Annotated in this window: 18 protein-coding genes; 11 read left to right on the plus strand and 7 right to left on the minus strand. The window is 64.8% G+C overall.

Annotated features, from left to right (window positions below; all coding sequences use genetic code 11):
• The first annotated feature begins 27 nt into the window (after positions 1-27).
• The 4 genes from AC1Z3W_RS08835 (at position 28) to infA (ending at position 4,870) form a co-directional block, all read left to right on the plus strand.
• Positions 28-2,499: an efflux RND transporter permease subunit gene (locus AC1Z3W_RS08835; protein ID WP_057925077.1), complete on the plus strand. Its 2,472-nt coding sequence runs from the start codon at positions 28-30 to the stop codon at positions 2,497-2,499.
• A gap of 70 nt (positions 2,500-2,569) precedes the next feature.
• Complete coding sequence (locus AC1Z3W_RS08840; RefSeq protein WP_057925078.1) at positions 2,570-3,649, plus strand: 3-ketosteroid-9-alpha-monooxygenase, oxygenase component; 1,080 nt, start codon at positions 2,570-2,572, stop codon at positions 3,647-3,649.
• Positions 3,650-3,930: 281 nt separating this feature from the next.
• Positions 3,931-4,134 (plus strand): cold-shock protein, encoded by a 204-nt coding sequence (locus tag AC1Z3W_RS08845; protein WP_006751843.1) that lies wholly within the window; start codon positions 3,931-3,933, stop codon positions 4,132-4,134.
• 472 nt (positions 4,135-4,606) lie between these two features.
• On the plus strand, positions 4,607-4,870 hold the full coding sequence (gene infA / locus AC1Z3W_RS08850; RefSeq protein WP_011355053.1) for a translation initiation factor IF-1: 264 nt from the start codon (positions 4,607-4,609) through the stop codon (positions 4,868-4,870).
• A gap of 376 nt (positions 4,871-5,246) precedes the next feature.
• On the opposite strand, the gene AC1Z3W_RS08855 is transcribed toward infA, so the two are convergent.
• Positions 5,247-6,626, minus strand: a complete 1,380-nt coding sequence (locus AC1Z3W_RS08855) for an MFS transporter (RefSeq protein WP_483507848.1) — start codon at positions 6,624-6,626, stop codon at positions 5,247-5,249.
• Between the two features lie 711 nt (positions 6,627-7,337).
• Here AC1Z3W_RS08855 and AC1Z3W_RS08860 point away from each other — a divergent pair.
• From AC1Z3W_RS08860 to AC1Z3W_RS08890, 7 genes are read left to right on the plus strand one after another with little or no spacing between them, the layout of a single operon-like run.
• Entirely contained in the window at positions 7,338-8,591 is a 1,254-nt protein-coding gene (locus AC1Z3W_RS08860) for a hypothetical protein (protein WP_483507456.1), read from the plus strand.
• Positions 8,588-9,796 carry a 7-cyano-7-deazaguanine synthase gene (locus AC1Z3W_RS08865; protein ID WP_483507457.1) on the plus strand — a complete coding sequence of 403 codons (1,209 nt, stop codon included), beginning with the start codon at positions 8,588-8,590 and terminating at the stop codon, positions 9,794-9,796. Before AC1Z3W_RS08860 ends, AC1Z3W_RS08865 begins: the two co-directional genes overlap by 4 nt.
• Entirely contained in the window at positions 9,789-11,003 is a 1,215-nt protein-coding gene (locus AC1Z3W_RS08870; RefSeq protein WP_124832084.1) for an alpha/beta hydrolase family protein, read from the plus strand. Before AC1Z3W_RS08865 ends, AC1Z3W_RS08870 begins: the two co-directional genes overlap by 8 nt.
• A gap of 42 nt (positions 11,004-11,045) precedes the next feature.
• Positions 11,046-12,011 (plus strand): HlyD family secretion protein, encoded by a 966-nt coding sequence (locus AC1Z3W_RS08875; RefSeq protein ID WP_057925082.1) that lies wholly within the window; start codon positions 11,046-11,048, stop codon positions 12,009-12,011.
• Positions 12,008-12,934: an ABC transporter ATP-binding protein gene (locus AC1Z3W_RS08880; protein ID WP_124832082.1), complete on the plus strand. Its 927-nt coding sequence runs from the start codon at positions 12,008-12,010 to the stop codon at positions 12,932-12,934. The genes AC1Z3W_RS08875 and AC1Z3W_RS08880 overlap by 4 nt, the downstream gene beginning before the upstream one ends.
• 2 nt (positions 12,935-12,936) lie before the next feature.
• Positions 12,937-14,067: an ABC transporter permease gene (locus AC1Z3W_RS08885; protein WP_057925084.1), complete on the plus strand. Its 1,131-nt coding sequence runs from the start codon at positions 12,937-12,939 to the stop codon at positions 14,065-14,067.
• 6 nt (positions 14,068-14,073) lie between these two features.
• Complete coding sequence (locus AC1Z3W_RS08890; protein ID WP_483507458.1) at positions 14,074-15,543, plus strand: efflux transporter outer membrane subunit; 1,470 nt, start codon at positions 14,074-14,076, stop codon at positions 15,541-15,543.
• A 103-nt stretch (positions 15,544-15,646) separates the two neighbouring features.
• Here AC1Z3W_RS08890 and dmpG read toward each other — a convergent pair whose 3' ends face one another.
• The 6 genes from dmpG to AC1Z3W_RS08920 form a co-directional block, all read right to left on the minus strand.
• Positions 15,647-16,678, minus strand: a complete 1,032-nt coding sequence (gene dmpG / locus AC1Z3W_RS08895) for a 4-hydroxy-2-oxovalerate aldolase (RefSeq protein WP_483507459.1) — start codon at positions 16,676-16,678, stop codon at positions 15,647-15,649.
• A 16-nt stretch (positions 16,679-16,694) separates the two neighbouring features.
• The gene (locus AC1Z3W_RS08900; RefSeq protein ID WP_483507460.1) at positions 16,695-17,594 is read right to left on the minus strand and encodes an acetaldehyde dehydrogenase (acetylating); all 900 of its coding nucleotides are present in this window, start codon (positions 17,592-17,594) and stop codon (positions 16,695-16,697) included.
• Positions 17,595-17,607: 13 nt separating this feature from the next.
• The gene (gene dmpE, locus AC1Z3W_RS08905) at positions 17,608-18,390 is read right to left on the minus strand and encodes a 2-oxopent-4-enoate hydratase (RefSeq protein WP_483507461.1); all 783 of its coding nucleotides are present in this window, start codon (positions 18,388-18,390) and stop codon (positions 17,608-17,610) included.
• Between the two features lie 105 nt (positions 18,391-18,495).
• Complete coding sequence (locus AC1Z3W_RS08910; protein ID WP_124832074.1) at positions 18,496-19,878, minus strand: DUF1329 domain-containing protein; 1,383 nt, start codon at positions 19,876-19,878, stop codon at positions 18,496-18,498.
• Positions 19,879-19,915: 37 nt separating this feature from the next.
• On the minus strand, positions 19,916-21,481 hold the full coding sequence (locus AC1Z3W_RS08915; RefSeq protein ID WP_124832072.1) for a DUF1302 domain-containing protein: 1,566 nt from the start codon (positions 21,479-21,481) through the stop codon (positions 19,916-19,918).
• 160 nt (positions 21,482-21,641) lie between these two features.
• On the minus strand, positions 21,642-22,415 hold the full coding sequence (locus AC1Z3W_RS08920) for an SDR family oxidoreductase (protein WP_483507462.1): 774 nt from the start codon (positions 22,413-22,415) through the stop codon (positions 21,642-21,644).
• Position 22,416: the final 1 nt, after the last annotated feature.

The raw sequence follows: 22,416 nt of genomic DNA on the forward strand, positions 1-22,416 counted from the left end.
CATCGTCCGTTCCGACACGAGAAAGCCATGAACGACCTGTCACGTCCCACTGAAACCGTTTCCGCGTCGCGCCTCGCCGCGTTCGTCGAGCGCTGCGCCGACACGATCATCCGGCAGCGCCGGCTGTTGATGCTGCTGTGCGTCGCGGTGACGCTCGCGCTCGGCTTGTCCGCGACGCGCCTGAAGCTCGATCCGGGCTTCAACAAGATGATCCCGATGCAGCACCCGTACATGCAGGTGTTCGAGCGCTACGCGGGCGCGTTTCCCGGCGCGAACACGATCCTCGTCAGCCTGCGCTGGAAGGGCGACGGCGACATCTACAACCGGACGTTCATGGACGCGCTGCGCCATGCGACCGACGACGTGTTCTTCATCCCCGGCGTGAACCGCTCGCGCGTGTTCTCGCTGTTCACGCCGAACGTCCACTACACCGAGGTGACCGAGGCCGGCTTTCGCGGCGACGTGGTCGTGCCGGGCCAGTTCTCGAGCGCGAACCCGGACGATCTCGCGAAGGTGCGCCGCAACGTCGCGCGTTCCGGGCAGATCGGACGCCTCGTCGGCAACGACCTGAAGTCGGCGCTGATCCGCGCGGAACTGCGCGAGACCGATCCGGCCACCGGCAAGCGGCTCGACTACAGCGCGGTCGCGCGCCAGCTCGAGGAAATCCGCGCGCGCTACGCGAAGCAGGGCATCGACGTGAACATCATCGGCTTCGCGAAGCTGGTGGGCGACGTCGAAGCCGGGATCGCCGGCGTGATGGCGTTCTTCGCGCTCGCGTTCCTCGTGACGGCCGCGCTGCTGTTCGCCTATACGCGCTCGCTGAAGACCACCGTGCTGGCACTGGTCGTCGCGCTGCTGCCGGTCGTCTGGCTGCTCGGCGCGCTGCCGCTGCTCGGGCTCGGCATCGACCCGATGTCGATCCTCGTGCCGTTCCTGATCTTCTCGATCGGCGTGTCGCACGCGGTGCAGATGACCAATGCGTGGAAGCAGGCGCTGGTGCGCGGCGCGTCGTCGGTCGACGCCGCGCGCGACGCGTTCCGCAAGCTGTTCGTGCCGGGCACGGTCGCGCTGCTGACCAACGCGCTCGGCTTCATGGTGATCATGCGAATCAGGATCGACATCGTGCGCGAGCTCGGCATCACCGCGTGCCTCGGCGTGCTGCTGATGATCGTCACCAACAAGGTGTTCCTGCCGATCATGCTGTCGTACACGCGCCTCGAACGCGGCACGCTCGCGCGTGCACAGCGCGCGGCGGCGGCCGGCGGCAGCGGGAGATGGTCGCGCTTCGCGCTGTTCGCGCGGCCGGCGCCGGCGCTCGGCGTGTTCGCGGTGGCGCTCGCGCTGCTCGCGTACGGCACGCTCGAATCGCGCAGGCTGGAGATCGGCGACATCGGCACCGGCGCGCCGGAGCTGCGCGCGAACTCGCGCTACAACATCGACAACGCGGCGATCACGCACCAGTACAACATCGGCGTCGACGTGCTGTCGGTGATCGTCGAGACCACCGGTTTCGACGACGCCTGCCTGCATTACCCGGTGATGAGCGCAATCGAGAAGTTCGAGATGACCATGCGCGGCGTGGCCGGCGTGCAGTCGGTGACGAGCGTCGCGTCGCAGGGCAAGGTGTTCATCGCCGCGTTCAACGAAGGCAACCCGCGCTGGGCCGCGCTGCCGCGCTCCAGCGACGGGCTCACGCAGGGTTCCAACGCGTTCGACCCCGACAACGGGATGAACACTGCGAACTGCAAGGCGATCCAGGTGCTGATCTACACGCAGAACCACGAAGGCACGACCATCGCGCACATCGTCGACGAGATCAAGCGCTACGCGGCCGAGAACCCGACGCCGAACGTCGCGTTCCGGCTGGCCGGCGGCAACGTCGGCGTGATGGCGGCGACCAACGAGGCGGTCGGCGACGCGGAGATCGCGATGCTGCTGTCGATCTTCGGTGCGATCGCGCTGCTCTGCGCGGTCACGTTCCGCTCGTGGCGCGCGGTGCTGTGCATCATCGTGCCGCTCACGCTCGTGTCGATCCTGTGCAATGCGGTGATGGCGCGGCTCGGCATCGGGCTGAAGGTCGCGACGCTGCCGGTGATCACGCTCGGCGTGGGCGTGGGCGTCGACTACGGGATCTACCTGTACGAACGCCTGCAGCACGACATCCGCCACGGCGCGACGCTGCCGGACGCGTTCGCCGATGCGATGCGCCAGCGCGGCACGGCGGCGCTGTTCACGGCCGTCACGATGTTCATCGGCGTCGGCACGTGGGCGTTCTCCGCGCTGAAGTTCCAGGTCGACATGGGCGTGCTGCTCGCGTTCATGTTCCTCGTGAACCTGTTCGGCGCGGTGTTCCTGCTGCCCGCGCTGGCCGCATGGCTTGGCGTCGAGCGCGCCGAGCGCCGCGTGTCGCGCGAGCCGCAACCCTCGTCGCCGCAGGCCGCGCCGGCACCGGCGCTCAAGCCGACGCGCACGCTCGAACCCGGCAATCCGGTGCGCTGAGCGACGCAATCCCCGATTACCCCGGTGCGCGGCGGGCCGCCGCGCGTCCCCCAAAAAGGAGTCAACCCGCATGTCCGCACGCCCCTACAAGATCGAAGCCCAGCCGCTCGCGCAGCGCTATGCGCGCGGCTGGCACTGCCTCGGGCTCGCCCGCGACTACAAGGACGGCAAGCCGCACACGCTGAACGTGTTCGGCCGCAAGCTCGCCGCGTTCGCCGACTCGACCGGCAGGATCAACGTCGTCGACGCGTATTGCCCGCACATGGGCGCCGACCTGAGCCTCGGCACGGTCGAAGGCGACAACCTCGTCTGCCCGTTCCACGGTTGGGCATGGAGCGGCGAAGGGCAGTGCGCGTCGATCCCGTATTGCAAGCGGATCCCGCCGAAGGCGCGCATTGGCGCGTGGTCGACCTGCGAGGAGAACAACCTGCTGTTCGTGTGGAACGATCCGGAAGGCAATGCACCGCCGCCGGAAGTCGCGATTCCGCGCCTCGACGTGTGCTTTTCCGACGAATGGTCGGACTGGGTCGTCGACAAGATGGTGATCCACGCGAACTGCCGCGAACTGGTCGACAACATCTCGGATGTCGCGCACTTCGCGACCGTGCACCACGCGCCGATCGACTATTTCGCGAACCTGTTCGAGGACCACAAGGCGACGCAGCTGATGGTGGGCCGCAGCGCGAAGCTCGGCGGCGACAGCCTGACTGCGCTGTCGACGTATTTCGGGCCGGCCGTGCACATCACGCAGATGACGGGGCAGAGCAACGGGCAGCCGATCCATTCGGTGCTGCTGAACTGCCACGTGCCGATCGACATGAACAGCTTCGAGCTGCGCTACGGCGTGATCGTGAAGAAGGTGGCCGGCCTCGGCGACGAGCAGAACATGGAGATCGCGAACGCGTACGTGAAGGAAGCGCAGCGTGCGTTCTACGAGGACGTCGATATCTGGCACAGCAAGACGCGCATCGACAACCCGCTGCTGTGCGAAGGCGACGGGCCGCTGTACCAGATGCGCGACTGGTATTCCCAGTTCTATCTGGACGCGGCCGACGTGCGGCCGTCGAGCGTCGCGCGCAAGGCGTTCGAGATGAAGATCCGCGACGGCGAGACGCCGCCGCCGCTGCATCACGTGTTCGAACCGCAGTAACCAACGGCGAAGCGCGGCGAAAAAAGGGGCGCATCGTTGCGCCTCCCGATCGCCGCCCACGCCCGCCAGGCAAGGCGCGCGCGCTGCCGCGCGCGTGCGCCGCACCGAAAGAGCTTGACGGATCGGCCTGCACCGCGTAGTGTCCGAGACCGAAGTCTTCAAGAAGTTCGATTGCTCATCATTGGCCGCACGCTGTGTGGCAGTCGTTGGTCTCTCCCTCTTTTGATTCTTTCTGTGCCCGTCAGGGCGCATGTTCAATTATTCGTATTAAGGAAGTATTTGTGGATACCGGTACCGTCAAGTGGTTCAACGAAACCAAGGGCTTTGGTTTCATCTCCCCGGACAACGGCGGCGACGATCTGTTCGCCCATTTCTCGGAAATTCGCGGCACGGGCTTCAAGACTCTGGCCGAAGGCCAGAAGGTCAGCTACGAAGTGAAGCGTGGCCCGAAGGGTCTGCAAGCGTCGAACATCACGCCGCAGTAAGCCGCGTCGGCAACGGCCGCCGAGTGGCGGCCGCTGCCGGACGGATTTCGCGCGGATGCCGGCCCGAGCCGGCGTCCTGCGCGTTCCGACGCACACGACCGATGCATCGCGGGATTCACGATGCATCGGTCGTGTGCTTCCCTCACTCATCGCAGGTCCGTACGACGTGCGATCCAACGCCCTCGCGAAGCGCTCGCCGCATCGCCAGCGGCTCATGCTGCACCCGAGTAGACCGTCGCCATGCCACATGCGGCGCGGTCCCGACTTTGCGCGGTGCTGATCGCACCGCCGCCACCGACCGCCCGACCGCCGCAATGTGCCGGGCTCCGATTGCAAGACGGGCCCGTCGCCCGTCTGAACGGTCTGAACGAATGGATATCCCGGCATCCCGCCGGCCGCCGTCCCGTTGCGGGGCACGGCGCCGATGAGTTCGCCGCGGCCGCGGTCATTCACCTTGTCTGGAGGAATTGGTTTGGCAAAAGAAGAACTGCTGGAACTGGACGGAATCGTCGACGAAGTGCTGCCGGACAGCAAATACCGCGTCACGCTGGAAAACGGCGTCGTGGTCGGCGCGTACGCGTCGGGCCGCATGCGCAAGAACCACATCCGCATTCTCGCGGGCGACCGCGTGACGCTGGAACTGTCGGTGTACGACCTGACGAAGGGGCGCATCAACTTCCGCCACAAGGACGCGAACTCGCCGCGTCCGCCGCGCACCGGGCAACCGCGTCGCTAAGCAGTAACGGTCGGGCGCGCAACGCTGCTCCGATCGACCCGGTCCGGCCGTCTCATGCGGCTGGGCACACCGGATGGACGGCGCGGTTCGCGCCGTTCGTCGGTCGCCGGCGGCGGTGCAGTGCCGCGGCGGCCAACGTTTTCTCCTCCGACCGCGCTGCGTGTACGACGCTCAAGCGGTCGCGTCCCGCAGGAAATCCTCGATGAGCGTCGCGAAATACGGCGGACATTCCTGCTGACTTCCGGGTCGTCGCGCACCCTCCCGCCGCTGGAATCGGTTGCCACCGCACCCGGCGCTTTTCAATGTCTTCAGTCGCATTCAGCGCACCAACGACCGTGACGGGCGGTGCGCAGTCGCGGCCGTACAGCGCGACGTGTCACGCTGCCTGTTGCGCGCGCCGCACGCTGAGCGCCGACGCGGCCGCGCCCGTCAACTGAACCACCGCGCCGGCGAACATCGCCGCGCGCAAGCCGGCCGTGCCGCCGTGTGCGGCGGCGAACAGCGTACCGAGCATCGCGATCCCGAGCGTCGCACCGGTCATCCGCGCGACGTTGACGAGCGCGCTTGCGGTGCCCGAACGTGCGGCTTCGACCGCGCCGACGGCGACGGTCATCAACGGGCCGGTCGCGATGCCCATGCCGAGCCCGGTCAACGCAAGCCCGATTTCGGCGCCGATCAGATCCGGCGAACCGGCCGACGCGCCGATCACGGCGAGCCCGCTCGCGATCACCGCGACCCCGCCGGCCGTCGTCGCGCGCGTGCCGACGCGCTCCGACAGCGGCCCCGAGCAGGGCGACACGACGACGAACACGAGCGCCATCGGCAGTAGCGCGAGGCCCGCGCCGGTCGAATCGAGCCGGCCGATGCTCTGCCACGTCAGCGGCAGCAGGAACAGCACGCCGTACATCCCGAACGTCATCCCGGTGGTCGCGGCGATCGCGCCGCGAAACGCGGCGCCGATCCGGAAGATGTCGAGCGGCACCAGTGCGGCCGCACCGTGGCGCCGCTCGATCACGATGAAGGCGACCAACGACACGATCGCCAGGCATCCGGCGATCGCGCATGAGGCCGGCGAATCGCGGAACACGATCGCCGCATACGCGAGCGCGCCGAGCGAGAGGGCGCCCGTGAGTTGTGCTCCGCCGTCGAAGTGCCTGCCGCGCGGATCGGACGATTCCGGCACGGCGGGGATCGAGAGCAGCATCGCGGCGATGCTCAACGGCACGACCACGAAGAAGATGCTGCGCCAGCCGAAGTGCCGGATCAACACGCCGCCGAGCGTCGGGCCGATCGCCATGGCCACGCCGTTGCATGCGGCCCAGATGCCGAGCGCGCGGCCGCGCTCGACCGGGTCGCGCCACACGACGCGCACGATCGCGAGCGACGCGGGCAGCATCAGCGCCGCGCCGACGCCGGCCAGCGCGCGTGCGCCGATCAGCACCGCCACCGACGGCGCGAGCGCGCACAGCAGCGACGCGACGGTGAAGAGGGCTGTGCCGGCCATGAAGATGCGGCGCCGGCCGAGCAGGTCGGCGAGCAGGCCGCCGGTCAGCAGCAGCACCGCGTAAGTGAGGTTGTAGCTGTCGACGACCCATTGCAATGCGCCGACGCCCACGTGGAAATAGTCGCCGATCGCACGCGTCGCGAGATTGACGACTGCCGTGTCGACCTGCGCCACGAGCACGGCGAGGCAGAGGGTCAGAAGGGTCGCGCTGCGACGTTTGAAAATGATGAGGAAACCGGGGGCGGGCACGATGGGGCGTTCCGGATGCGTCAAATGGATCAACCTACTCCGGACCTGCTGACAACGGCCTGTCAGTAGCCGGTGAATCGAATCGCACGGTACCCGCATCGAATCTCCATCCATTCCGCTGGGTTTTGCTGTGACGAGGGCTCTACTAATGACAGCTTTGCTGCGGCCAGGTTGAATTCCCGGTCAACATCTTGCCCGGTGCGTGCGGCCGTCGCGAACGCCGGTCACTTTCCCTCGCGCCTGCGTCGGCCATCAGATCGACGGATATCGCGCTGTTCCGCTTGCGGCACAGCGAGGCCGTTGTTGCAATGCGGAATTTCCATGGTCAAAACCGAGTAGTGCCGTGCTTTTTAAGTGCGGTGGGGCATTTCCCTCATCCGGATTGAAATTTAGTACGGGTACTAATATTTAATTTGTTTCGAATTGAAAACTAATTAATTAATCTCAAAATAAGGATGGAAATCATCTGAATTGGTGTTGACGCGTCGCGCTCGGGAAAAATAGAATTCGTCGCCAATAAGATTCGTTTTGATTTTTAGTGAATTTTTTGCCATTTCTGGTGAAACAGAAGATTGGATTTTGGATCAATTTATTTTTCGAATCCCCGGGTTCTGCTCATTTCACGAGCACGGTTTTATCGTGTGGCCAAATTGACCGGTCCATTCCGTATGGATTCGTCGTGCCCATTCAAACTGAAGCGATGGAGGCGCACCAATGGAAGAAAGAAAAGAATCTCCGCTGGCAACGGCATCGAATGTCTACTTCGGCCCATCCGCGCAAAGGAAATGGCTGGGACGCGGCGCTCCACGCGATGTGGATGTCGTTCTGCTGACGCATCCTCGCGACCGAGCCGATGTCGTACGGATGTTTCCATGGGCCGGCACGCTCGACGACGACGCACTGGCTGATTTGCTGGACTGTCTGCAGCCCGTTTATGGCGAGATCATCGAGGCGAAAGACATCAACATCGGAATCCTCTTCCTGCCTATTCTTGCGGAAGACATGATCGACCCCAGAAAGCGGGCATCCAGCCGCAACCGCATGAAGAAGGAGGGGCTGACCAAGGCAGCCGCGATGGGCGCGCGGCACGTCTGCCTGGGCGGTCTGACCGGGGCGCTGACGCAATACGGCCGCCGCATCGAAGCGCACTCGAGGGAACTCGGTATCGAATTGACGACCGGCCATGCGGTGACGTCGGTCTCGATCGTCCGTCAGTTCGACAAGGCACTGTCCGTGTCGGGGTTGAACGGGAACGACGTCGTCCTTGCCATTCTCGGCGTCGGTAGTGTGGGCGCGGGGGTGGCCAGGCTGCTGGCGCACTCGCCACGGGTAACGCGGCCGGCGGAACTGATCCTGGTGGACACGCTGCAACAGCAGGACCGGGTTCGCGCCCTGGCGGAGGAATTGGCGGCATGTTCGCCGATGCGGGTTTCGGTAGAGGCGCTTCCGACGCGTTACGCGTTGCCGGATGGCAGCCGGTGCTATCGCGATGCCAACGTAATCGTCAGCGCGGTCAGCACGCCATCCATCCTCGATATCGACCTCGTGCGCGCCGGCACGATCCTGATCGACGACAGCCAGCCTTATTGCTGGGATCGCAACGCAGCGTGGGCGCGCGTGCGGGTACGTGGAGACATCCTCCCATGCGATGCGGGGCTTGTCGACGTAGGCGAGATCGCATACCGGTCATACTTTCCGTTTGATTTCGCCGACGATGTCGGACACGGCAGCGTCGTTTCATGGTCGTGCCTCGCCGAGGGGCTGTTGCGCGCGAGTCTGCCGCAGCTCGCGAGCAATATCGGCGAGGCCGATGTGGCGCAACTGCTTGCCTACGAGCGTGCGTTCGACGACATGAAATTCGGAATTCCGCCGCTCCAATGCGGAAAGCATCTGCTGGATGTCGCCGCTTTCCGCCGCTTTTTGCGCGATGCGGCCGGACCGTCCGGCGTTCGGGGAGGTCGTCCGTGAAAACGTTTCCGATCCATCGCGGATGCAACCAGTGCGGGATGCCGTTGCACTACGACGCGCTGATGAACGGCACCGATGCCGACGAGGCCGTTGCATCTGGGCTATGCGCACACTGTTCGAGCATGCAGTCTGTCCGACGCACGGAATACGAACCGGATGCCGATCATGAATGGTTGCTCGACGCGATCATTTCCGCTGCGGACGGCGAGCGCACCTGGCGTCACAAGGCGCTCTCCGTCGCCAAACGCGTGCCGATCGTCGGCGACGGCAGTCTAGGGGCGGCAGCGGCCATGCTCGATTCGATACCGACACGTGAGCCGCGCTCGACCTATGCCGCAATGGTGCTCTACAGCGGCGGCAAGGACAGCACCTACATGCTGGTTCAACTCGCCGAGAAAGGGCTGAATGTTTGCGCGTGGATGCTCGATCCCGGTTATCAGTCACCGCAGACCCTCGATAGCGCGCGGCGCGTTACCGAGAAGCTCGGTATTCCGCTAGTCATCGAGCGCCTCGACAAAGCGCTCACGGATGCGCTGTTCCGATCGGGATTCTCGATAGACGAAAATTCGGATGTCGATCTGCAGAAAGGGGCAATGACGTACGGCTCCGCGTGCTGGCCGTGTTTTTCGTTGATCGCAGTCAGTGCGAGCGCATTCGCGAATCGCCATCGCATCCCGCTCTGCTTCATCGGCACGCAGAAAGGGCAGAACCGGTTGAATCTCGAAGGTACGGGCGTGTTGTCCGCGCGGGCATTGCCCAAGGTCAACGATCTCGTTGCCAAGTTCGTGCAGCCATTCCGCAAAGTGATTCCGGACCACTCGGGTTCGCTGGACGCGGATCCAGACGACATCCGGTTTCCGACCGTGCTCGTGCCGTACTACGAACTGATACGAAAGCCCGCGCGGGAGATCCAGATTGCGCATATCGAGCGATATGACTGGATTCTCCCGAAAAACACGGGCGCTTGCAGTTCGAACTGCATGATCAACGAGTTGGGCCGGGCGGTCATGCGTTCGAGGTTCGGTTTCGATCTGTATCAGGTGATCGACGCGAACGAACGTCGGCTCGGTCACGCGCCGGATCGGGCGGCGTCCAGCTCACCCGATCCTGCCATCGTGCGTCTCGGCGCGACGATGCTCGGCTTGAGCGAGCAGGAGGCCACCGAATTCGGCGTGACGATTCGAAAGGGGAATCACGATGCGTAACCTGAGCGAAACCGAAGCGTACTCCTTTGCCGATCACTTCCTGAGCCGCGCCGTCTTCACGCTTTCACGCGTCGTGGGCGTGAAGAACATCACGCGACCCTTCTGGAACCGCTGGCGTGCGGCGCTGTTCGACCAGAACACGCTGGATCGCTTTCTTGCCGCGTTGCATGGTCTTTCCGACTGGCCGACGAAGGGAATGGAATTCCTGCGCGACGAGATTCGGCAGGTCGAGGCGATGCTGCCCAGAATGTCCGACGAGGAGGCCATCGCGCACTATCGGCGGCTGTCCTTTCTTGCCCATCTGGTCCAGTGGGGGTGTCTGCCGCTTTCGGATGCGAAGATGGCGGCCTATCGGCATTGTCGCGACTTCTACGTCCTGGCTGAACGTCGGGCATTCGGCGCGCGATTCGCCCGTCTGCGCGTCGACTGGAAACACAAGCCGATGTGGGCGAATTTGCATTTTCCCGAGACACCGCTGCCGTCGGGGAAGATCCCGTTGATCGTAATCGTGCACGGCATGGACGACGTCAAGGAGGAGCACCTCGCGAGCGAGCTGCTGTTTTCGGAAGCGGGTTTCGCCGTGCTGTGCATTGATGGACCAGGGCAAGGCGAAGCCTTTCTGCTTGACGGTGCGACATGGCCCGAAAACTTCGACGAGGCGATCGTCGCGGCCGTCGACGCGTTGAGCGACTATCCGCAGATCGATACGGAAGGCTATGCCATTGCCGGCATCAGTTGGGGCGGCATGTGGGCTTACAAGATCGCCGCAATCGACCCGCGCGTGAGCGCGATTCTCGATCTGGGCGGCCCTGTCGACGCACGCGAATTCAACAAGCTGCCGTTCTTCCTGAAAAGCAAGTTTTGCCAGATTCTCGGCATTACGTCGGTCAGCGACGCTCGAACCGTGGCGGATCACTTCGCCATTCGTGACGTCGCGATGCTCGAAAACATCCGCGCTCGCGTCCATATCGTTCATGGCGGACGCGACCCGCTTGTTTCGGTGGCGGACAAGACATGGCTGCGCGATACCTTGAACGGGCTCGGGCGGTCCGACGGCGTCAGACTGACACTGTTCGCCGACGGCGACCATTGCTGTACGCAATACGTGACGGAGGTCCGACGGGCGGCAGCCGCCGATTTTCTCGACGCGTACATGCAGCGCATCGGCGCGCGATACCAGTCTGATCGTCGTCTGCCGCACGCATAGACGTTCGTCGCATACACCGGTGCTACATCAGGTTTCTTCATTATGGAACGCATCACGCTCATGCCCCCGTGGGTCGGGTACGGCTTCGTTTGCGCGTGCCTCTTGACCGCGGGCTGTACAAAATCGCAGGAAACTTATCACGGCTATATCGAAGGGCAGTTTTCCTATTTGTCGGCGCCGTACTCCGGGAACCTGAAGACTCTGCGCGTGGCACGCGGCGACCGTGTCGAAGCTGGCGCTGTCGTCTTCGAGATCGGCGCTCCAGACCTGGAACAGGCAATCAAGCGCCAGTATCACCAGTGGCAATCGTCGCTGGACCTGCTCGGCGACCTGGAACAAGGCAAGCGTTCATCGGAAATCGATACGGTGAAGGCACAGCTCGAACAGGCACGGGCGAGCGCCGTTCTTTCAACGCGTCGGCTCGCCCGTGCCGAAGCCGACTACGGGATACATGCGATCTCGCTCGATCAGCTCGAACGCGAGCGTGCGGCCGCCCGAACGGACAATGCGCGAGTCAGCGAGCTTGCCAGCCAACTGAAGACTGCGCGCTTGCCGGCACGAGACGGTCAGCAGCGTTCACAACGACAGAGCGCCGACGCACTGCAGGCCGAATACGAACGGCTCCAGACGCAATACCGGCAACGGTCCGTGCAGGCTCCCGGAACGGGTGTCGTCGTCGATACGTTTTTTACGCCGGGTGAGTGGGTCGTTGCCGGCAACCCGGTGGTCAAGGTTCTCGTCGATCGCAATACGAAGGTGCGCTTCTTCGTGCCTGAGACCGCTCTGGCCAATCTGCGCGTCGGTCATGTCGTGACCCTCGCATGCGACGGGTGCGAACGCGGCTATTCGGCGACGATCAGCCATATCTCGCCGGACGCGGAATATACACCGCCTGTCATCTACAGCAATGACGCGCGTTCGAAGCTCGTGTTTCTCGTCGAGGCGCAGCCTGACACCGTTGCGGCGCGCAGTCTGCATCCCGGCTTGCCGATCGAGGTGACGCCATGAACGGGGCGACGCCGTTGATCGATGTGCATGAGCTGAACAAGCATTTCGGCACACGGCACGTCGTCAAGAACCTGAGCCTGCAGGTCGGCCGTGGCGAGATATTCGGCTTTCTCGGTCCGAACGGGAGCGGCAAGACGACCTCGTTACGCATGATGTGCGGACTGCTGACGCCGGACTCCGGCAGCGGGACCTGCCTCGGATTCGACATCCTGACGGAACGCCAGGAGATCAAGCGGCGCGTCGGCTACATGACGCAGCGCTTTTCGTACTGGGAGGACCTGACAGTGCGGGAGAACCTCGACTTTGTCGCCCGATTGTATGCAATCGACGCACGAAAGGAACGCGTCGCGCGGATCCTCGCCGAGATGGGGCTGGAGTCGCGCTCGAATCAGCTGGCCGGCTCATTGTCGGGCGGCTGGAAGCAGCGCGTGGCGCTTGCCGCTGCGCTGCTGCAGTCGCCCGAACTGCTGCTGCTCGACGAACCGACGGCCGGTGTCGACCCGGGCGTGCGCAGGGAGTTCTGGGAGGAACTGCACCGCCTGGCCGCACGCGGCATTTCTGTGCTCGTCAGCACGCACTATATGGACGAGGCCGAGCGTTGCCACAAGCTGGCCTACATCTCGTACGGCACGCTGCTGGCACACGGCGAAGCCGATGAGCTCGTCCGGCGGCATGCACTCCACACCTGGTCGGTGTCGGGGGGCGATCTCGTACGTTTGAACGATCGGCTAAAGGGCCGACCGGGCGTCGAGCAGGTGATTGCGTTCGGGCGTGCGCTGCACGTATCGGGGCGCGACGGCGCCGTACTCGGTGAGAGTCTCGAAGCGGTCGGCGGCAATGGCATCGAGATCCACAGAATCGACACGAATCTCGAACACGTTTTCCTGCATTTGATGAAGGACGCATCCGGGGAGCCTGGCTGATCATGATCGGATTCTCGGTTTCCCGCTGGTGGAGCATGGTGACGAAAGAGTTCCTGCAGATCCGCCGCGATCGCGTGACGCTTGGAATGATCGCTGTGTTGCCGATCGTACAGCTGGCATTGTTTGGCTTTGCGATCAACAGCGACCCAAAGCATCTTCCGACGATCGTACTCGCGGACGACGCAAGTGAATTTTCGCGATCGCTCGTCGCCGGGATGCGCAATACGGGCTATTTCGATGTCCGGGACGGCTTGTTTTCCGAACGGGCGGCACGTGACGCCCTGCAAAAGGGAACCGTACAGTTCGTCGTCAGCGTGCCGCACGATTTCTCGCGACGGCTGGTGCGCAGCGAGCATCCGGAAATCCTGGTCGAGGCGGATGCGACCGATCCCGCCGCGACGGGAAATGCGATCGCCGCGTTCAACACGATGGTGCGAACGGTGCTGGACAAGGATCTGACGGGAGTGTTGGCGATAACCGCGCCACCGCACGCGTTCTCGGCCCGTGTGCACAAGATCTACAATCCGGCCGGCGTTACGCAGTACAACATCATTCCGGGATTGATGGGCGTCATCCTGTCGATGACGATGGTCATGATGACGAGTCTTGCCATTACGCGTGAACGTGAACGCGGCACGATCGAAAACATCCTTGCGTCACCGGCAACATCCATCGAGGTGATCTGCGGAAAAATCGTTCCGTACATCCTGATCGGCGTCCTGCAGTGCACGATTATCCTGCTGGCGGCCCGATTCGTATTCAGCGTTCCATTCGAAGGCAATCCCGCAACCGTCTACTGCCTCGCGTCGTTGCTGATCCTCGCGAACCTGATGGTCGGCATCGCCATCTCGTCGGTCGCACGGAATCAGTTGCAGGCGATGCAGATGACGTTCTTCTATTTCCTGCCGAGCGTCTTGCTCTCGGGATTCATGTTTCCGTTTTCAGGTATGCCGGGCTGGGCGCGGCTGGTCGGCAACGGCCTGCCACTGACGTATTTCAACAGGGCCATTCGCGGTGTTCTCTTGAAGGGAAGCGGATGGAGCGAAATATGGCCCGATGCGTCGGCGATGGTTGTTTTCGCGCTGGTTGCAATGACGATCGGCCTGCTCGCATACCGAACCACACTCGATTGAACGACGATGGCACAACGAACCCGACCTGGCCGCCGCGCTTGCCGCTCGATTGCGGTTCTGCCGATCACGGTTGCGATCGTCGTGGGGCAAGGGTGCAGCCATCCCGCGTTTGTCCCGCGATCCGCGAGCGATCTGGCATTGCCTTCCACATTCATGGGAATGCGCGCCGGTTCGACCGAGCGAGACGGTGTTTCCGCACTTGCCGACGACGATACGCGCTGGTGGTCGCGCTTTGGCTCGCCGGCACTGAATGCGCTTGTCGCGCAGGCGATGGAGGATAGTCCGTCCATACGGAGCGCGGAGTCGCGACTGGTCGAAGCCACGAAGTATCTTGCGGGCCAACGTGGCGCAAGCCGCTATCCGCAGATCGACTTCGGCGCGTCGGTCAGGAAGGAGCAGTTGAATACCGCCTCGGCCGGCCTGCCGATGATTCCGAATCCATCGCCGTTCATGCTCTACAACACGAACGTGAGCGTTCGATACGACTTCGACTTCTTCGGTGCGCAGCACCATCGAATCGCGGCGAAACGGTACGAAGCGGCGCTGAGAAAGCATCAGGCGGACGCGGCACGCCTGACGCTGGCCGGTAATATCGCCGCTGCGGCGGTCCGGGAAGGACGGCTGCGTGACGAAATCGAGCTGAACGAGGTGGTGTTGCGGAACCGGCAAGCCGTTCGACAGACGCTGCACGAACGATATGGAATCGGCAGCGTGGCTTATCGGGAAACGACCGAGGCGGATTCGGACGTCGACCGAATCGAAGCAGACCTGGCGGCATTGCGCGCGGAACTGCTGAAAACTCGGTTCCAATTAGCGGTTTATGCGGGTGTTCCGTCGCCCGAATTGCTGCCACGGTTTCGTCTGGGCGATTTGCAGTTGCCGCGAGACCTGCCGTCGATCGTTCCGTCGGAACTCGTGCGTCAACGGCCCGACATTCTCGCAGCGGAGGCGAGCCTGCATATCGCCGGGGAACTGGCCGGCGTCGCCACGGCGAATCTCTACCCTCGGATCGAGCTGGGTGCGAGCATCGGGTCATCGCCTCTGGTGCTCAGCCAGTTGTTCGCAGGCGGAGCGGCGATCTGGAACATGGGTGCCCAGCTAAGCGCACCGCTCTTTCACGGCGGAGAATTGCGTGCGGCGCGGGATGCGGCGTATGCCGCTTACGATGCCACGTTTGAAGAATATCGGAAGGTCGTGCTAGGCGGGTTGCAGAGTGTCGCAGATGCAATGACCGAAATCGATCGCGATACGACTGCGCTGCAGGCCCGCACGGCCGTCGTGCAACGCCAACAGACGGATCTCGAAATGACGCAACGCCAGTTCGAAATCGGCAGCGCCGACCGGCTACGCGTGCTACGCGCCGAGTATGCGTACGATCTGGCGCGGGTCGAGGTGATTCGCCTTCGCGCGGCCAGGATGGCCAGTACGGTTTCATTCTTCGTCGCCGTCGGTGGCGATGTGAATCGTACGCATTGACGGCGGGCACGCCGGAGCCGCGACTGCTGCGTCTCCGGCCGGAGACTGCCCTATCCCGTGCCCATGGCGCGACGGGGCAGGGCAAGGCAGGGCAGGGCTTCCGTTACGCCGCCACCTCCCGCGCGCGAACCATCGTCAGCGCCGCATCCTCGATCATGTCCTCCTGCCCGCCGACGAGCCGCTGCCGGCCCAGTTCGACGAGAATGTCGCGGGCTGGAATCCCGTACTTCGCTTCCGCACGCTTCGCGAACAGCAGGAACGACGAATAGACGCCCGCATAGCCGAGCGTCAGTGCATCGCGGTCGAGGCGGATCGGTGCGTCCATGATCGGCACGACGAGATCTTCCGCGACGTCGGAAATCGCGAACACGTCGACGCCGGTCTCGATCCCCATCCGGTCGCATACCGCGACGAACACTTCCATCGGCGTATTGCCCGCACCCGCACCGAGGCCGGCCGCGGCGGCGTCGATCCGGTTCGCACCGGCGGCAACCGCCGCGACCGAGTTCGCGACGCCCATCGCGAGGTTGTGGTGGCCGTGGAAGCCGAGTTCCGTTTCCGGCTTGAGCGCGGCGCGCACCTGGCCGATGCGCGCGGTCACGTCGTCGGGCAGCATGTGGCCGGCCGAATCGGTGATGTAGATGCAGTTCGCGCCGTACGACTCCATCAGCTTCGCCTGCACGACGAGCTGCTCGGGCGACGACATGTGCGCCATCATCAGGAAGCCGACCGTATCGAGCCCGAGCGAGCGCGCAAGGCCGATATGCTGCTCCGACACGTCGGCTTCGGTGCAGTGCGTCGCGACGCGGATCGTGCCGACGCCGAGTGCGTGCGCCATGCGCAGGTGCTCGACGGTGCCGATACCGGGCAGCAGCAGCGCCGACACCTTTGCCTGCTTCAGTTCCGGAATCACGGCGCTCAGGTACGCCTCATCCGTATGCGCCGGAAAACCGTAGTTGACCGAAGCGCCGCCGAGCCCGTCGCCGTGCGTGACCTCGATCAACGGCACGCCGGCCGCGTCGAGCCCGCGCGCGATGTCGCGCATCTGGTCGAGCGTGATCTGGTGACGTTTCGGGTGCATCCCGTCGCGCAACGACATGTCGTGGACGGTGATCTTCTTGCCTGCAAGTGACATCGTGTGACTCCTCGACTCAAGTGGTGGCGGCCGTCGCGGCCAGCATCTGTTCGGCGAAACGCTCGGCCGTGGCGGCCGCGGCGGCGGTCATGATGTCGAGGTTGCCCGCATACTTCGGCAGGTAGTCGCCGAGCCCCTCGACTTCCATGAAGACCGACACGCGGTTGCCGTCGAACACCGGGCCGTTCTTCAGCGTGTAGCCGGGCACGTAGCGCTGTACTTCCTTGACCATCGCATGCACCGAGGCGGTGATCGCGTCGACGTCGGGCGGGCCGTCGGTCAGGCAGTGGATCGTGTCGCGCATGATCAGCGGCGGCTCGGCCGGGTTGATCACGATGATCGCCTTGCCCTTGCGTGCGCCGCCGACCTGTTCGATCGCGCCGGACGTCGTGCGCGTGAATTCGTCGATGTTCTTGCGCGTGCCGGGGCCCACTGAACGCGACGACACGGTCGCGATGATCTCGCCGTACGCGACCGGCTGCACGCGCGACACCGCGTACACCATCGGGATCGTTGCCTGGCCGCCGCACGTCACCATGTTCACGTTCGCCTGCGCGCTGTCGAGATGCGCGTCGAGGTTCACCGGCGGTACGCAGTACGGCCCGATCGCGGCGGGCGTCAGGTCGATCATCTTCACGCCGAGCGCGGTGAGCTTGTCGGAGTTGTCGCGGTGCACGTAGGCCGACGTGGCGTCGAACGCGATGCGGATCTCGTCGTCGACGACGTGCGGCAGCAGCCCGTCGACGCCGCGGTCGGTGGTTTTCAGGCCGAACTCGCGGGCTCGCGCGAGGCCGTCGGACGCCGGGTCGACGCCGACCATCCACACGGGTTCGAGCACCGGCGAGCGGCGCAGCTTGTACAGCAGGTCGGTGCCGATGTTGCCCGGTCCGATCAGTGCGCATTTGATTTTCTTCATCAGGGTCGTTCCTTTAGATAAAGCGGACGTCGCACCCGCCGATGCCGGAAATGTGCATCGACAGCGCGTCGCCGGCGGTGACCGGAATCAGCTTCGCGAGCGAGCCGGACAGCACGATCTCGCCGGCGAGCAGCGGCACGTCGTATGCGGCGAGGGTGTTCGCGAGCCACGCGACCGCGTCGGCGGGGTGGCCGAGCGCCGCATCGCCGCGGCCTTGCGCGACGGGCTCGCCGTTCTTCTCGATCGTCATCTCGCATGCGGCGAGATCGAGCGTGCGCGGATCGACGCGCGCGTCGCCGAGCACGTATACGCCGCACGATGCGTTGTCGGCGACGGTGTCCTCGATGCGGATCGCCCAGTCGCGGATGCGCGAATCGACGATCTCGAAGCAGGGTGCGACGGCAGCCGTCGCGGCGATCACATCCGTGCGGTCGATGCCGGGGCCGCACAGGTCGCGCGCGAGGATGAACGCGATCTCGCCTTCGGCGCGCGGCGCGATCAGCGACTCGGCGGCGATCGCCTCGCCGGCCGCGTAGTGCATGCCGGACAGCAGGATGCCGAAATCGGGCTGGCGCACGTTCAGCATGTCCTGCACGGCCTGGCTCGTCACGCCGATCTTCTTGCCGACCACCGCTTCGCCGTGTTCGACGCGGCGTTCGATGAAGCGTTGCTGGATCCGGTATGCATCGTCGAGCGACAGGCGGCGCGGACGGCTCGACAGCGGCGCGACCGGCGCGCGCGCGTGCCACGCGGCGTACAGCTCGTCGCCGAGCGTCGTATGCAGGCGGGAAGACATGAAAGGGCCCTCGAGTCTCGAATGGAAAAGGCCGCCGCCTCGGGCGGCGTCGTGCGCCGGAGCGAGGCTCCGGCGCGTGGATGGCGGATGTGCCGCGCGCGTTGCTTAGTTACCCGAACTGCGGATCGCGTCCGGCGAGAAGTACGCCTCGCTGAACTGCGGGCTGCTGTCGAGCTTCGGCATCGGCCCTTCGTTGGTCAGGCGGTCGGCCATGTACGCGCCGGAGATCAGGTCGTGGAAAAACACGACGCCCGGGTAGAACGTCTTCGCGTCATACGCGTACAGCGTCGTCGCGACGTTGGTGCGCCACAGCTGGCCGCGTGCGTCGTAGTTGTCGGCGAGCAGCGTCATCCACGAATCCTCGTCGATGTACAGCACGCGCTTCGCGTACTGGTGGCGGTAGCCGCTCTTCAGCGTCGCCTGCAGCACCCACACGCGATGCAGCTCGTAGCGGATATACGACGGGTTTTCATGACCCTTGGTCAGCAGGTCCGCATACTTGACCGAGCTGTCCATCGCCTTGTAGTTGTCGTATGGCACGTACACCTCGCGCTTGCCGACGATCTTCCAGTCGTAGCGGTCGCCGGGGCCGTTGTACAGGCGGTCGTCGTCGACGGTGCGGAAGCCGCCCGGGCCCTGCGGCTGGTCGTAGCCGTATTCCGGCGCCTGGCGCACGCGCCGAGTGCCCGGGTTGTACATCCACGTGCGCGACGAGTTGTCCGCGCCGGCCTTGTCCCAGTTCGTGAAGCCGACGATCAGCGAGCCGCGGTCCGACAGCGGCAGCTCCGTCGCATTGCGATAGAACGTGCGGTTGTTCAGGTCGCTCTTCACGTCGTACTTGCCGACGTTGCGCGGCGAGTAGATGTCGTAGCGCACCTTGCCCCACGCGATGTTGCCGTCGGAATACACGACCGCCTGGTCGTAGGTCGCCTGTTCGGTGCCGATCGCCGACGAGAAGCGCTGGTTCCACAGCAGCTCGGCGGCCGTCTTCGGAATCGGGTAGGGCACCTGCGGCGGCGCGTTGGTCAGCCCGTTCGCGTCGGAAGTCATCGTCGAATCGGGTGCGTACGCGCGGATGTCCTTGTAGACGGAATCCGCGTAGCGGAAGTCGCGATGGCTCGGATAGACGTTGATCTTGAAGCTGGCCGGATAGCGCTTGAACATCGCCTTCTGGCCGTCGGTCAGGTGCTCGGCGTACTGCGCCATGTTTTCCGCGGTAATCGTCGCGATCGGCTTCTCGCTCGCGAACGGATCGGGGTAGCGGCTGCCGCGCTTGTATTGCACGTCGGGCGGCGTGCCGAGCCACTTGCCCGACCACTCGGGCACGCTGCTGTCCTTGCTCGCGGCGCGTACCGCGCCCATCGGCGTCAGCGGGCCGTCGAGCGCCTTCAGGTCGTCCGGCGTGACTTTCGGGAACGACGCCGTCGCGACGAGTGCGCACGCGGCCATCACCGACGCGCGCAGGAGGGGGAGACGAATTCGCTTCATGACAATCCTCTTGCTGAGTGACGAGCGGACGGGCCGCTCAGAAGTGGTAGGTCGCCGTGGCGAGCACATAGTCGCGATCCGACAGCGGACGCGTGACCGGGTTGGGCGAACCGAGGAACTTGGCGTAGACGAGCGACAGCTGCAGGTTGCTCAGGCGCGTGAACGTCACGCCGGCCGTCACGCGGTGATCGCCCTGGCCCGTGAGCGAACCGAGCGCGCCGGCGAGCGGCGACGTGCCGGTCAGGTCGTGCGTGTAGGTCAGCGGCACGTCGAGATCCCAGCCGTTGAACACGTTCTTGTAGCTGAGCGTCCACGCGATCTCCATCGCGAGCGCATTGCGCGAGTTGGCGAGCGTCGTCGAGCCGTCGAGCTCGGAGATGCTGCCCGCATGCACGTACGTCAGTTCGCCGATCAGCGACTGCGAGTTCGCGAGGAAGCTCGGCCCGATCGAATAGATGCCCGACAGGTTGGTCTGCAGCACGTTCGCGCGCGTCGACTGCGGGCCGGTCGGCGTGTTGACGAGCACGGCCGCGCCCTGGCGGTACGACACTTCGCCCGCGACGTTCACCGGGCCGACCTGCGTCGAGAAGCTCGCGCCGGTCAGCTTGATGTTGCTGAAATACTTTTGCTGGTACTGGAGCGTCGGGAAGTACGTCGTGACGACGCTCGGGTTCATGTCGTTGTAGTGCAGGTGGTACAGGCCGAGCTCGGTGTCGCCGAGGACGCGAAAGCGCGCGCCGATACCCCACTGGTTGCGCGCGCTCGGCTTGTCGTCGGGGCCGCGCGGAATGATCATCCCGCCCGGGCCGATGATGTACTGCGCGCCGGGGCCCGTGACGTCGGAGTAGCTCCAGTACGTGCCGGGCGCGGTCAGCCGGTTCTGCTGGTACGAGAACTGGTAGTAGCCGAGCAGGCTGAAGTTCGGCGTGATCTGCCACTGCGTCGAGATCTGCGGCACCGGCAGCAGGATGTCCTTCACCTCGGCGCCCGCCATGTACGACTTGGCCGCATCGGCGGGACCCTGCGCGCCCGCGATGTTCGGGAAGAACAGGCTTTCGCCCCATGCGACCACCTGGTCGCCGACCTTCACGTTCAGGCTCGTCGAGCCGAGATGGAACGTGTTGTACGCATACGCGGCGAGCAGCGTCGTGTGGCCGCCCGACCAGTAGCGCGCGTCGCTCGTGAAGTCGTTGTACTGACCCGAGTGGTTCACCGTGCCCGGCGCGTCGTTGTAGTTCGGGCGGTGATAGGCCTGGTCGTAGAACGTATCCGCACGCACGAACACGCCCCAGTCGTCGTGCTTCAGGTTCACTTCGCCGAGCAGGCTGACCTGGTTCTCGATCAGCTTGTTCTTCGCGAAGTTGCGATCGCCGTCGTCGCCGTTGATGTTCGCGGGCGTCAGCAGATTGCCGCTCGGCGCACGCGTGCGCATGCCGAGCCCGTAGCTGAGCGTGAACGTATAGTCCAGCGTCGTGTCGGCGCCAAGCGCGATCGTGCTGCCTGCGTGTGCGTCGGGAACGGCGCACGACAGCAGCGCGGCGGCCAGCGTCGACAGCGTGGCGGCGGCCCGCTTGTCGGTACGGCGCGAAATCCGTTGATGCATGGTGTCTCCTCTGGGGGTATCGACGACGGTCGACTGTGGTTGTCGTGAGAGGCAGAGTAGGGAGATCGCGGTAGCAGGGAATCGTCAAAATGAACTAGATGACTTCCCTAGGACTGGAAACGATCGGGCAACGCTGCGCGTGCTGCGTGCGCTGCGTGTGTCATCGCGCGTTCGCTTGTGCCGCCGACAGGAACGCGGGCCGTTCGCCGCCGCCATCGAGCCGCAGGTTCGTGCCCGACGTGTACGACGCGTCGGGCGATGCGAGGAACAGGCACGCCGCCGCGACGTCGTCGGGCGTCGCAAGACGTCCGGCCGGTATCGTCGCGCGGATGGCGTCGAGCGCATCGTCGTCGCCGTAGTGGCCGTCGGTAGCCGATTCCGTCTGCACGAGGCTCGGGCTGATCGCGCACACGCGCACGCGCGGCGCCCACTCGACCGCGAGCGACGTGACCGCGTTGACGAGGCCCGCCTTCGCGGCGCCGTAGGCGGCCGTCCCGGGCGACGGCCGCGACGCGCTGACGCTCGCGATGAACAGCATCACGCCGCCGTGCGGCTGCATGATCGCGTTCACGCGCTGCGCGAGCTGCAGCGGCGCGATCAGGTTCAGCCGCACGATCGATTCGGTGAAGCGCGGCGATGTGTCGGCCGCGAGCGCGAACGGCGAGCCGCCCGCGTTGTTGACGAGCACGTCGAGGCCGCCGGCCGCAGCGCGGATCGTCGTGAGCATCGCGTCGACCTGATCGATATCGCGCAGGTCGGTCGCGACGAAGCGGGCCGTGCGGCCGCCGGCCGAAGGCGGCGTGTCGGGCGCGCTACGCCCGCACACGAACACGCGTGCGCCCGCCGCGAGAAAACGCTCGGCGATGCGCCGCCCGATGCCCTTGGTGCCGCCCGTCACGAGCACCGTCTTGCCGCTGTAGTCGAATCCGTTCATC

Source organism: Burkholderia sp. 10_S31, from assembly GCF_056930375.1.